The following is a 12,510-nucleotide window of genomic DNA, read 5'->3' as shown; positions in this document are numbered from 1 at the left end:
GCGCGGAGTCCGCAGTCGCCCTTCGCGCGCCCTGACATCACGCCACCTTTGCCTGTGTCGGAAGCACGTTCTGCGTCGAACGCACGAGCAATGCTTCATCGACGAGCGGCCGGAAAGCCATGCGCGCCAGCACGTCGCGCTCGACATCGACCCCTTCCGCAACCTCGATCAGACGCACGCCGTCTGCCTCCAGGCGAAACACCGCACGCTCCGTCACATACAGCACTTCCTGATTGCTAAGGCGCGCCTGCTCGCCGCTGAACGTGATGTGCTGCACGCGATCGACCAGTTTGGGCACGCTGCCCGGCGACACGATGTTCAGACGCGCGCCCGCCTGTTCGACCGCTAGTCCCTTCGCTTCAAAGCTTCCGCAAAACACGATCTTGCGCGCGCCCTGCGTGATATCGATAAAGCCGCCAGGACCCACGACCGTCGAACCCAGCTTGGACACATTGATGTTGCCCTCGCCGTCCATCTCGCCCATGCCAAGGAAAGAGACGTCGACACCGCCGCCGCTGTAGAAATCGAACTGGTCGACGCTCGACAGGATCGCGTCCGCATTGCGTGCCGTGCCGAACATCGGGCCGTCGAGCATCGCGCCGTTGTGGATGCCCTGTTCGACCGATCCCCAGAACGTGCCGAGCCGCCCGTGTTCCGCCAGCAAGGCGGGGATGCCGCCTGGAATGCCGAAGCCGAAGTTCGCCGACTGCCCGGCGCGCAATTCCTTCGCCGCCCGCGCAGCGATGATGCGGCGGATGCCTGTTGGCACTTCGTAGAAGCCCGCGCCGATTGGACATAGCGCTTCGCCGCTGAGCGCCGGATCGTAGTCCGACACCACGCATTGCACCTGCTCGGGGGTTTCGACGAGCGCATCAACGAGGATGCCGGGAATACGAACGAGGCGCGCGGGCACATATCCTTCGGGCTCACGCTCTTTCACCTGCACGATGACGCGACCGCCGCAGTTGTGGGCCGCGAGCGCTGCCGCATAGACGTCCAGATCGGCCGGTTCGCGGCGCAGCGTGACGTTGCCACTCCCGTCCGCCGAGGAGCCGCGCACGATGGCGAAATCGACCTTGAACGGCTTGTAACGCAGGTACTCGCGTCCATCGAGCGTAATCAGTTCGACCATGTCTTCAGTCGCGCGCTCGTTGATCTTGCCGCCATCAATACGCGGATCGATGAAGGTGCGCAGGCCCACATGCGTGACGAGGCCAGGGCGCCCCGCGCCGATTTCCCGCAGCAGCGTAGAGATCGCACCAGCCGGAAAGCTGTACGCCTCGAAAGCGTTTTCCTTCGCGAGCTTCTGCATCGATGGCGCCCAACTCCAGTGCCCACCGATCACACGCTTGACCATGCCTGCATGAGCAAAGCGTCCCAGGCCACTGCCCCGCGCGTCGCCGATACCCAGCGCATGCACGACCGTCAGATCGCGCGGATGCCCGGTCTCGAGGAAACGCTGCTCGAGCTTCGCAAGCACGGCGTCCGCTTCTAGCAGACCGCCTCCCGAACCCGCCAGCGCGATCGTCGCGCCGTCGAAAATCTGCTCGACCGCATCAGCAGCCTCCTTCCACTTGCTCACTGCTCCCTCCTTTCAGATCGGCCGCAAAACCCGTTGACAGCGGCGTTTCGTTGGTCTTAAATAACCCACCAGATGGTTACTTGTTGCCAATGTTGGCACACGAAACATCTGATTTCAAGGGCTATTGCGCGGCGCTCGGGTTTACCTGCACTGCCCCGCTGCATCGCAACAATCAGGTATGACGATTACAGATGGAGACGACATGAAGCTCTCAGAAACGCATGAGCAGATCCGCGACACGACACGGCGCTTTTCGCAGGAAGTGATACGCCCACTAGCCGAGGAACTGGACCGTGAGGAGCGATTCCCCGCGGAGATTTACAGGCAGATGGGTGAACTCGGCCTGTTCGGCATTACAGTGCCCGAGGAATTTGGCGGCGCCGGGCTCGACGTCACCGCTTACGCGCTTGTGATGGAAGAGCTGTCGCGCGGTTACGCGTCGGTTGCTGACCAGTGCGGCCTGCTCGAACTGGTCGGTACGCTCCTGAGTGTTCACGGCACCGACGAACAGCGCGCGAAGTTCATGGAGCCCTTGTTGCGCGCTGCGCTCCGGCCGGCTTACTGCATTACCGAATCGGACGCCGGTACCGACGTGTCGGGCATCCGCACCACCGCGACGCGCACTGCCGACGGATGGGAACTCAGCGGCGCCAAGCTCTGGATTCACAACGCGCCGGTTGCGGACCTGGCGTTCGTGCTCGCCCGCACCGATCCGGCGGCCGGCAAGCGCGGCATGAGCATCTTCATCGTCGATTGCCATCTGGCGGGTGTATCGAAAGGTCCTAAAGAACACAAGATGGGGCAGCGTGCGTCGCAAGTCGGCGAACTGCATTTCGACCGCGTCAAACTTCCGCACGACGCACTGCTCGGACAGGAAGGGCGCGGCTTTCACATCATGATGAGCGTGCTCGACAAGGGCCGCGTCGGCATCGCCGCGCTGGCTGTCGGCATCGCGCAGGCCGGTCTCGAAGCGGCGCTGGAGTATGCGCAGACGCGCAAGCAGTTCGGCAGTCACATCGCCGAGTTTCAGGGTGTCCAGTGGATGCTCGCCGATATGGCGAAGGATATTCGGGCCGCACGGCTGCTCGTGCACGACGCGGCTGAACGCCTTGAGACGGGCGACCGCGCAAGCATCGCCTGCTCGATGGCCAAGTGCTTCGCGGGCGACACGGCTGTCAAGCACAGCGCCAACGCAGTGCAGATCTTTGGCGGCAGTGGCTACATTCGCGGCTACGAAGTCGAACGGCTCTATCGCGACGCGAAGATCACGCAGATCTACGAAGGCACGAACCAGATCCAGCGCACGATCATCGCCCGCGATCTGATTGCCAATGGAGCGTCGGTATGAGCGACCGTCCTGTTGCACTCGTCACGGGCAGTCGACGCGGCATCGGGCGGGCGATTGCAATCGAGCTCGGCCGCGCAGGGTTCGACCTTGCGCTCACTGACGCTATCGACTCCGACGAACTGGATCAGGCCGTTGCCGAAGTCGAACAGACAGGCGCCCGTGCGATTGCCGTCGTATCCGATCTTGCCGATATCGACTCGCACCCATCCACGCTGGTCGATATCGAAGCACGGCTCGGCGGTTCGATCGATTGCCTCGTGAACAACGCGGGCGTATCGGTGATGTCGAGAGGCGACCTGCTCGATGTATCGCCTGAGAGCTTCGACCGTTGCATCGCCGTGAACACGCGCGGCACGTTCTTCCTCACCCAGGCGTTCGCGAAGCACTTCCTCGCGCGCTCCCGGCCCAGTATCGCGCCGCATCCGAGCGTCATCACGATCACGTCGTCGAATGCGGTCGCGGCCTCGCCATTGCGCAGCGAATACTGCGTGTCGAAGGCGGGTCTGTCGATGGCGACCACGCTGTTTTCATTGCGGCTCGCCGAGCACGGCGTGAGCGTCTATGAAGTTCAGCCCGGTCTGATCGAAACGGAGATGACCGCCCCCTCCCGCGCACGCTACGACGTGCAGATAGAGCAAGGCCTCACGGCCATCAAGCGCTGGGGCGTGCCTCAGGAAGTTGCGACCACTGTGCGCACGCTGGCGACGGGCGGACTGCCCTATAGCGTTGGACAGGCTATCCGTGTCGACGGCGGCCTGCTCGTGACCAAATACTGACACGCATATGAACCTGACACTCAAACTGCCGACCGCGTCCGGCACGATGGATACCTACCGCCTGCAAGGCACGCCGCTCGATGTTCGCGCACCTGCCCGGCCGTTCAACCGCATTGCCTATTCGGCCGCCCACGTGGTGGCCGATCCACTCCGCGCCGGCGAACTCAATGAAGCGCCTGCAATCGATTGGGAACGCACACTCGAATATCGCCGCTACCTGCTCAAGCAAGGGCTCGGCATTGCTGAAGCGATGGATACTGCACAACGCGGCATGGGTCTGCCCTGGCAAGCCGCGCTTGAGCTGATCACCCGCACAATTGAAGGCACGCGCGATATCCCCGGCGCGTTGATCGCGTCCGGCTGCGGCACGGATCACGTTGCACCGAATTCGATTACGAACTGCGACGAGGTGATCCGCGCATACGCAGAGCAGCTCGAAGCCATTCAACGCGTCGGCGGACGCGTCATCCTGATGGCGAGCCGCGCACTGGCCCGCGTGGCCCGCTCCCCGGACGACTATCGGCGTGTCTATCGCGAAGTGCTGGCCATGTGCGACGAGCCGGTGATTCTTCATTGGCTCGGCGAGATGTTCGATCCTGAACTTGCTGGCTACTGGGGAGCGTCGGATTACGAGAGCGCGGCGCAAGTCTGCCTTGGTGTGATCGGCGACAGCGTCGATCGCGTCGACGGCATCAAGATATCGTTGCTCGACGACACCAAGGAAATCTCCTTTCGCCGGCAATTGCCGCCCGCAGTCAAGATGTACACGGGCGACGATTTCAATTACCCCAGCCTGATCGCCGGCGACGACGCGGGATATTCGCATGCGCTGCTCGGCATCTTCGACGCGATCGCTCCCGCCGCATCGCAAGCCCTGGCCGCGCTCGCTGGCGACGATCTCGACACGTTCAACGCGCTGCTCGCACCGACAGTGCCGCTGTCGCGCCACATCTTCCGGGCGCCGACGCAGTACTACAAAACAGGCGTCGTCTTCCTCGCGTATCTGAATGGATTTCAGGATCACTTCTTCATGCTCGGCGGTCACCATGGCATGCGCCCACCCGCCTATCTTGCGGACGTATTCCGCCTCGCGGACCAGGCTGGCCTGCTCCGCGATCCTGAAGCCGCCGTCGCACGTGTGCGCGCGGTCATGGCATCGCTTGGCTGTAGAGACTGACCATGACCCACTCAAACGGGCCCGTGCGACACATCGTGCTATGCCGATTCCGCAGTGAAGTGGCGGCGCACAGTCGCCTCGCCTTCTTCGAGCAGATCAGGCGGCTTGTGGAAATACCTGAGATCGCATTTACGAACTTTCAATGCGGACCAAACATTTCGCCAGAAGGATACGGTCTGAACCTTGCCGATGGCTTCATGATGGATTTCGAAAGCCGCGACGAGTGTTTTAACTACCTCGCGCATCCGACTCATCGCGCGATCGTTGCGCGGCTCATCGAAGCACTGGAAGGCGGCGTTCATGGACTGCTCGTCTTCGATATCAATCTGGACAATCATGAGAAACCTGAAAGGAAGACTCGACCTCTGCTCCATCAACACCGCAACGCTCGGGCACCGCGAATCGCTCAGCCGCACGATTGACCGGATCGCCAGCGCGGGATTCGGCGGCATCGCACCATGGCGTCATGAAGTGGAGAAAGCGAACGTTGCCGGGATCGCGAAGCAGATCAAGGCGCTCGATCTGACCGTCACCGGCTATTGCCGTTCGACATACTTGCCGGCTGCGACGCGAGCGCAGTTCAAAGCGAACATCGATGACAACAAGTCTGCCCTGCGCGATGCTGCAACGCTCGGCGCACGGTGCTTCGTGATGGTGATCGGCGGCTTGCCTGAAGGGAGCCGCGATTTGAGCGGAGCGCGCGCGCAGGTCTCCGATGGCATCGAGGAGTTGCTGGAAACGGCACGCGAGTTCAATGTCCCGCTCGCGCTCGAACCGCTCCATCCTATGTATGCGGCAGACCGGGCAGTGCTCAACACGCTCGCGCAGGCACTCGACATATGCGACGCGCTCGATCCCGAACGCTCTGGCTTTCTCGGGGTGGCTGTCGACGCTTACCACTGCTGGTGGGACCCCGCGTTGCAGGCGTCGCTCGCGGCGGCTGGCCGCAGCGAGCGGATTCTCGCGTTCCATGTATGCGACTGGCTGCGCGAAACGCGCGACCTGCTGCTCGACCGCGGCATGATGGGCGACGGCGTCGTCGACCTATCGGCACTGCGTGAAGGCATAGAACGCAATGGATACGATGGGTTGGTCGAGGTCGAGATATTTTCGAAAGAGAACTGGTGGCGTCGGGACGCGGATGAGGTACTTCGCGTCTGCGCGGAGCGGCTTCAGACGGTGTGTTAATGAAGCTGACCAATTACGGGAGGAGACAGCCATGAGGGACATGATCCGCTGGGGCGTGCTCGGTGCCGCCAGAATCGCCGACAATTTCGTCGTGCCCGCAATCGAGCGATCGAGCAACGGCCGCGCAGTCTGCGTAGCTGCCCGCGATGGCGCGCGTGCCGCAGCGTTCGCGGCAAAGCACGGCATAGCTGCCTCGTGCGCGAATTATGAGGAAGTGATTGCGAGCAAAGAAGTCGATGCCGTGTATATCCCGTTGCCGACGGCCAGTCACTTCGAGTGGTGCAAAAAGGCACTTCTCGCGGGCAAGCACGTGCTGTGCGAGAAGCCAATCGCGATGAACGCCGCTCAGGTTCAGGAACTCATCACGCTTCGCGATGCGACCGGACTCGTATGCGCCGAAGCGTTCATGGTGGCGCATCATCCGCAATGGGCATTCGTGCGTGATCGGATCGCGGACGGTTCGCTCGGCAATCTCGAACTCGTGGAAGGCTCGTTCACGTATTTCAACGACGACCCCGCAGCCCTCAAGAACGACCTCGCGCTTGGCGGCGGTGGCGTGCGAGACATTGGTGTCTACCCAGTCGTGACAACACGTATCGCAACCGGCCTTGAACCGCTCTCGGTGCGTGCCGACATTACCATCGACCCGCGCTATGGCACCGACAAGCTTGCAATCTGCGCGTTGGACTTTCCGGGCTTTCGACTGAACTTCTACTGCGGAACGCAGCTTGCGCGGCGCCAACACATGGTGTTCCATGGTTCCAAAGGCTGGCTTTCCCTGGACGCGCCATTCAATGCGGGCGTGTATGCCGACGCGAAAATCAGACTGCGTACCGATGCCAGCGGCGTTGTCGAAACGTTCGATTTCGGCGGTGTGGATCAGTATCAGTTGATGGTCGAGAATTTCGGCTCTGTCCTGCTTGGACGCAGTGATTCGATCGCATTCACTCTGGAAAATTCGCTTGGAAACCAGCTTGTCATCGACCAGATCCTGTCGCATGCGACCCGTTAGGCACCCGCAATGAAACTCGCTTCACAAACAATCGATACGCATCGCCTTCGCGAGGCTCGCACACTGGCCGCCGCATGCGCCAACGCCGAGGACGCCTCTGTATGGCGATGGTTCTCCGCATTGATGGAGAGTGGAAAAATCCGCTGGTGCCTGCGGGACAAACAATGGCTTGTCACGGTGAACCATCGCCATGTGGCAACCGCCTCGTCTTTCGATGAAGCAATTCGGACGGCCAAAGCGCAATCGGGTTTTACGCACATGTAAAACAACACGTCGCGCGACTCACGGCGACGCTCTTGATCGTTGCGCATCACAGAGCTGGAACGCCTCCGCGCGCCATTTCCACTTTGACCGGGACCACGTCGCATCGAGCCTATTCCTCATTGCGTTTTCGCGTAATCCACATATAAATAAACAGGTTTCAGTCGGCCAAGCTCAAGAATAATTGGGGCGAAGTCGAATTGAACAAAAACGGCCTGGGTTCCATTCCTCATCGGCTGCGCGCCGACCTGGAAGGCGCAGGGCAATAACATTCCGAGGTCAGACATGGCGGCAATACAGCACGTTTTCGTTCTCATGCTTGAGAACCGTTCTTATGACAGTGTGTTCGGGTGGTCCAACCTGACAGGCAAAACACCGACGGGCGAGGCAACAACCGCCAACGGACTGCCCTCCACTCCCATCGTCAACTTCGGAAGAACCGGGACTTCGTACACTTTGGGTAAGGGAGCTCCGTACGCCCTCGGCTTCGACCCCGGTCACGAATTCACAGACGCCTGCGTTCAGCTGTGTGGGCTGCAGGTCGCCAGCGGAGATACGGTGCGCAATGACTCTTTCGTGTGCGGCGTCACTGGCTATCCGCCCTTTGCAACGGACACTTCAACGACAGGTTTTGCCGCGACTTATGAGGACCATTCGGACATAGTGCGGGATGCCTTCAACGCGTTCACACCTGACCAGCTTCCGGTCCTGAATTTCCTGGCCAGCCAGTTCGGGGTGTGCGACAACTGGTTTGCCTCGATGCCGGGCCCGACGTGGCCAAATCGGTTTTTTGCGGTGGCCGGAACCTCGTCTGGACTCGACCACTCGCCAAGCGACGCGCAGGTGGTGGAAGCCATCTTCTTCAACGCGCCACTCTTCACGTTTCCGAATGGCACGGTTTTCTCAAAGCTACAGGCGTCGGACTGGCTTATCGTGCAGGGCGACGTCGCGCAGGCGCGCGGCATCCACGGGATGCAAAACCTCCTTAACCGGTTCGTCGGGATGGATACGCTCATGTCTCGGCTCGCCAACAACGCATTGACCGAGAAATTCATCTACATCGAACCGACGTACGATGCGAAGAACGACTTCCGCAACGGCAACTCGATGCATCCCGCCGGAGATGTCCGCAGCGGAGAAGCGCTGGTGAAGCAAGTGTACGACGCTATCAGCAAATCGAGCCTCTGGCCCAACAGCGTGCTGCTAATCGTCTTTGATGAGCACGGCGGCTTCTTTGACCATGTGACACCTCCCATTGCCAAACCGCCCGGCTCGGCCGAGAACGGTCACCTGAAGACACACAACTTCGGCTTTGACAGGCTGGGTGTACGTGTACCTGCTATTGTGGTCTCCCCCTTCGTTCCGGCCGGGACCATTGACCATTCGCAGTATGACCACACGTCGATTCTGAAGACGACGGACAAGCTGCTCGGTCTCAACGGGGAGCTCAATTTGACCGCGCGTGTGAGCGCTGCGGACGACTTCGCAAAGATGCTGAGTCTTGCGACACCCCGCACTGACATCCCACAATGTCCTCAACCCGTCGCGGCGGGCGGTGAACCGAGACCATCGAGCGAAGGCTCACCGCGAGCAAAAGACCCATTCCTGCCGCTATACGCACACCACTAGCACAGGCGCACCTGTATCTGCCTCAAGCGACGGGCCTTGAGCCCGTCGCTGAGATGGACGGCCTCTGCGGGAGCAGTTCGCAGAGCCTGGCGTGACGAGACTCGCTCGAACCTGGTTGCGCTCGAGTGTTTGGGCATTCTCTTCAACGATGCTGGTCAATTACGTGCTGACGGATAATCGCTCAATCTCAGCCGAACCGGTCGCAACGGGTGATTGGCCGAAACGAAGTCATCCCGTCTGGACATCGTGAACATCGACCCGGTATGGCCGTCCACTCCGCGCATCGCTTCAGCCTCAGTGTTGTCCGATGCTTCGTGTCAACGCTTACCCCTCCCGTGCGGATGACGTGCGCGAGAGGTATTTCAACCGCCTGCTAGAAGCGAAACACCGCGACCGTTTCCTTCAACTGCCCCGCCTGTTGCTCGAGCAACTGCGCCGCTGCCGCCGCCTGCTCGACCAGTGTGGCATTCTGTTGAGTCGCCGTATCCATCTGCGCTACCGCGAGAGCGACCTGTTCAATACCTGAGCTTTGCTCGGAAGAAGCGGCCGATATCTCGCCCATGATATCGGCCACGCGCTTCACACTGGTGAGGATTGCCTGCATGCGGCCGCCTGCCTGGTTCACCAGCGTGCCTCCGGCCTGCACTTTTTCGCTCGACGTCTCGATCAGTTCCTTGATTTCCTTGGCCGCCGACGACGAGCGCTGCGCCAGCGTTCGCACTTCGGAGGCCACCACCGCGAATCCGCGCCCCTGCTCACCTGCACGCGCGGCTTCGACAGCCGCATTGAGGGCAAGGATATTGGTCTGAAACGCAATGCCTTCGATGATCGCGATTATGTCGCCGATGCGCGCAGAACTTTGATCGATCTCGGCCATTGTCGCTACCACCCCCTCGACGGCAGTGCTGCCATGGTGGGCCGTTTCCGTGGCGCTGGTCGCGAGCATCAGCGCCTGGGAGGCGTTCTCGGCATTCTGCCTTACCGTACCCGTCAGCTCTTCCATGCTTGCCGCCGTTTCCTGCAATGACGCCGCCTGCTGTTCCGTGCGCGAAGACAAATCGAGGTTGCCCGAGGCGATCTGTTGCGCGGCCGTTGCGATGGTGTCGCTCACGCGGCGCACAGCGTTCACTGTGTTTGCGAGACCGTCGCGCATTTGCGAAAGACCCTGTAGCAGTGCGCCCATTTCATCGCTTGAGCGAATCTCGATTCGTTGCGACAGGTCACCCGCCGCGATCCGGCCGAAGTGCTTCAGCGCCTCGTCGAGCGGACCGCTGATTGCGCGGCGCAGCGACTTGAACGTTAACGCGCCGGCGAGCAGGCCGAGCACGACGGTGCCGGCCGTTATTGCGCGAAAAAGCCGGAAGCCGGCTTCTGCACCCGCGTACCGCGCCTTCGCTTCGTCGCGCTGAAACTGCTTCAGATTCGCGCTGGCCGTGACATAGTCGGTATTGGCCAAAGCGATTTTCTTCAACGCGAGTTTGACTGCCGTGCCGTCCATACCCTTGACCGAATCCGCGAAAGCATCAAGGTCATTTTGCACCTGGCTGCGCTTTGCGTTGACCACAGCAGCAAGGCTGCTTTCAGTCGACGTGGCGGGCAGAGCCAGATATCGCGTCCAGGCCTCCATGCCTTGCCCCTTGAGCATGCGGTAGGTGGCCACGTCTTTGTCGACGGTCGGTGCTGTGGGATCGAATGCGATCCGGTCGATGGTCGTCCGCTCGCGGCTGATGGACAGTTCGGCGTCGCCGATCAGCCGTGTGCTGGCGAGCCGGTTTTCGTACGTCTCGCGGTTGGCGTCGTTGCTGCGCGCCATACCCGTCACGCCGAGCGCGCCGATAACGATCAGCAGCACCGAGAGCAGGAATATCGCCACGCCAAGTCGCGCGCGTATGGACAATTTTGGCATCGTGTACACCCTCAGCGAGCGCTCGGACCGTCGAGCGGACGCTGCGTCATTTCTCCATCGACGAGCCGCATCAGCGCGAGTGGGTTGGCATTCTTCAGCGCGTCCGGCAGCAGTTCGTCCGGGTAATTCTGATAGCACACCGGCCGCAGGAAGCGGTCGATGGCGAGCGTGCCGACCGAGGTGCCGCGCGCATCGGATGTGGCGGGCCACGGTCCACCATGGACGATCGCGTCCGACACTTCGACGCCGGTCGGATAGCCGTTCACGAGCAGACGGCCAGCCTTTTCTTCGAGCCGTTCGATCAGCGTGCGGTGCGACTGCAAATCGCCGGGCGACGCGAGCAGCGTGGCCGTCAACTGGCCGCGCATCGCCGACGCGAAGCGCAGCAGGTGTTCCGCGCTGTCGAGTTCGACCACGATCGTGGCCGGTCCGAAGATTTCTTCTTCGAGTGGCCGGCCCGGATCGAACAGCAACGCGGCATCGGCGATGAACAGCTGCGCGGTGGCTTGCTGACTTTCACCTTGCGCAGCTGTATGCAAGGTGATACCTGCGTGATTCGACGCGCGTTCGATGCCCGCGCGGAAGTTGGCGAAGATGCCCGGATTCAGCATGGTCTGCGGCACCTGCCGCTCGATTGCCTTGCCGAGGCTGTTTATGAATGCCCCGAATCGCGGCGAACGTACGCCGAGCACCAGACCGGGGCTTGTGCACAGCTGGCCGCAGCCGGTCGCGACCGAGGCCGCCAGTTCATCGGCAAGCGCCTCGCCGCGCTCCCGCAAGGCGCCCTCCAGCACAAACACCGGATTGACGCTCGACATCTCCGCGAACACCGGAATGGGTTGTTCGCGCGCGGCCGCAAGCTCGCATAGCGCCCGGCCGCCGCTCAGCGAACCGGTGAAGCCAACCGCCTGAATGCCAGGCGCCTGCACGAGGCGCGCACCGACGCGCTCGCCATAGATCATGTTGAAGGTGCCTGCCTGCATGCCGGTACGTCGAATCGCGCGCTCGATTGCATCCGCCATGCGCTCCGACGTCACCAGATGGCCAGAGTGCGCCTTGACCACGACCGGGCAGCCGGCAGCCAGCGCGGCGGCAGTATCGCCGCCGGCAACGGAGAACGCCAACGGAAAATTGCTCGCGCCGAACACCGCGACCGGGCCGACGCCGATCCGGTATTGCCGCAGATCGGGCCGCGGCAGTGGTTGCCGTTCGGGCAACGCCTGGTCGATGCGCGCACCGTAGAAATCACCCCGGCGCAAAACCTTGGCGAAGAGCCGCATCTGGTTACTGGTACGCGCCCGTTCACCGACGATACGCGCGGTCGGCAAAGCGGTTTCGCGCATCACGTCGGCGATGAAATCGTCACCGAATGCGTCGATCTCCGCCGCAATCGCGTCCAGGAAATCCGCACGAGCGGTCGCGGGCAGTGCACGGTAACGCGGAAATGCTGCCGCCGCGGCCTCCACGGCCGCGTCGACTTCAGCGTCGGTCGCCTGAGAGAAAGCCACGGGATAAGCTTCGCTGGTCGATGCCGAGAGACTGTGCAGCGGGATATCGCCACGCGCGCTGCGCTGGCCGCCGATGTAGTTGTGGCCGAGAATGGGTGCTGTCACTTGGTGTTGTGCTCGTTG

11 protein-coding genes are annotated in these 12,510 nt (G+C 61.8%); 8 read left to right on the top strand and 3 right to left on the bottom strand.

The window, feature by feature from the left end:
• Positions 1-37: 37 nt before the first annotated feature.
• Positions 38-1,582, bottom strand: a complete 1,545-nt coding sequence (locus C2L66_RS33540; protein ID WP_054932101.1) for an acyl CoA:acetate/3-ketoacid CoA transferase — start codon at positions 1,580-1,582, stop codon at positions 38-40.
• 202 nt (positions 1,583-1,784) lie between these two features.
• Between C2L66_RS33540 and C2L66_RS33535 the strand changes: the two genes are divergently transcribed.
• From C2L66_RS33535 to C2L66_RS33500, 8 genes are all read left to right on the top strand, one after another.
• Positions 1,785-2,930 (top strand): acyl-CoA dehydrogenase family protein, encoded by a 1,146-nt coding sequence (locus C2L66_RS33535; protein ID WP_060610406.1) that lies wholly within the window; start codon positions 1,785-1,787, stop codon positions 2,928-2,930.
• On the top strand, positions 2,927-3,706 hold the full coding sequence (locus C2L66_RS33530; protein ID WP_060607939.1) for a 3-ketoacyl-ACP reductase: 780 nt from the start codon (positions 2,927-2,929) through the stop codon (positions 3,704-3,706). Before C2L66_RS33535 ends, C2L66_RS33530 begins: the two co-directional genes overlap by 4 nt.
• 7 nt (positions 3,707-3,713) lie before the next feature.
• Positions 3,714-4,883, top strand: a complete 1,170-nt coding sequence (locus C2L66_RS33525; protein WP_060607936.1) for a dihydrodipicolinate synthase family protein — start codon at positions 3,714-3,716, stop codon at positions 4,881-4,883.
• Between the two features lie 2 nt (positions 4,884-4,885).
• Entirely contained in the window at positions 4,886-5,305 is a 420-nt protein-coding gene (locus C2L66_RS42445; protein WP_082433897.1) for a Dabb family protein, read from the top strand.
• Positions 5,220-6,071, top strand: a complete 852-nt coding sequence (locus C2L66_RS33515; protein WP_060607933.1) for a sugar phosphate isomerase/epimerase family protein — start codon at positions 5,220-5,222, stop codon at positions 6,069-6,071. The genes C2L66_RS42445 and C2L66_RS33515 overlap by 86 nt, the downstream gene beginning before the upstream one ends.
• Positions 6,025-7,083, top strand: coding sequence for a Gfo/Idh/MocA family protein (locus tag C2L66_RS33510; RefSeq protein ID WP_233445098.1), 1,059 nt, complete (start codon positions 6,025-6,027; stop codon positions 7,081-7,083). The genes C2L66_RS33515 and C2L66_RS33510 overlap by 47 nt, the downstream gene beginning before the upstream one ends.
• 9 nt (positions 7,084-7,092) lie before the next feature.
• A complete protein-coding gene (locus tag C2L66_RS33505; RefSeq protein ID WP_233445097.1) occupies positions 7,093-7,347 on the top strand; it encodes a hypothetical protein in 255 nt (84 codons plus the stop codon).
• Between the two features lie 282 nt (positions 7,348-7,629).
• Positions 7,630-8,973, top strand: coding sequence for an alkaline phosphatase family protein (locus tag C2L66_RS33500; RefSeq protein WP_060607928.1), 1,344 nt, complete (start codon positions 7,630-7,632; stop codon positions 8,971-8,973).
• A gap of 373 nt (positions 8,974-9,346) precedes the next feature.
• Here the strand turns inward: C2L66_RS33500 and C2L66_RS42325 are convergent, their stop codons facing one another.
• Positions 9,347-10,879: a methyl-accepting chemotaxis protein gene (locus C2L66_RS42325; RefSeq protein ID WP_060610404.1), complete on the bottom strand. Its 1,533-nt coding sequence runs from the start codon at positions 10,877-10,879 to the stop codon at positions 9,347-9,349.
• Between the two features lie 11 nt (positions 10,880-10,890).
• Positions 10,891-12,492, bottom strand: a complete 1,602-nt coding sequence (locus C2L66_RS33490) for an aldehyde dehydrogenase (NADP(+)) (RefSeq protein WP_060607925.1) — start codon at positions 12,490-12,492, stop codon at positions 10,891-10,893.
• Between the last annotated feature and the right edge of the window lie 18 nt (positions 12,493-12,510).

The organism is Paraburkholderia caribensis (assembly GCF_002902945.1).
GTDB lineage: Bacteria > Pseudomonadota > Gammaproteobacteria > Burkholderiales > Burkholderiaceae > Paraburkholderia > Paraburkholderia caribensis.
This window is presented reverse-complemented; position numbering and strand designations above follow the sequence as displayed.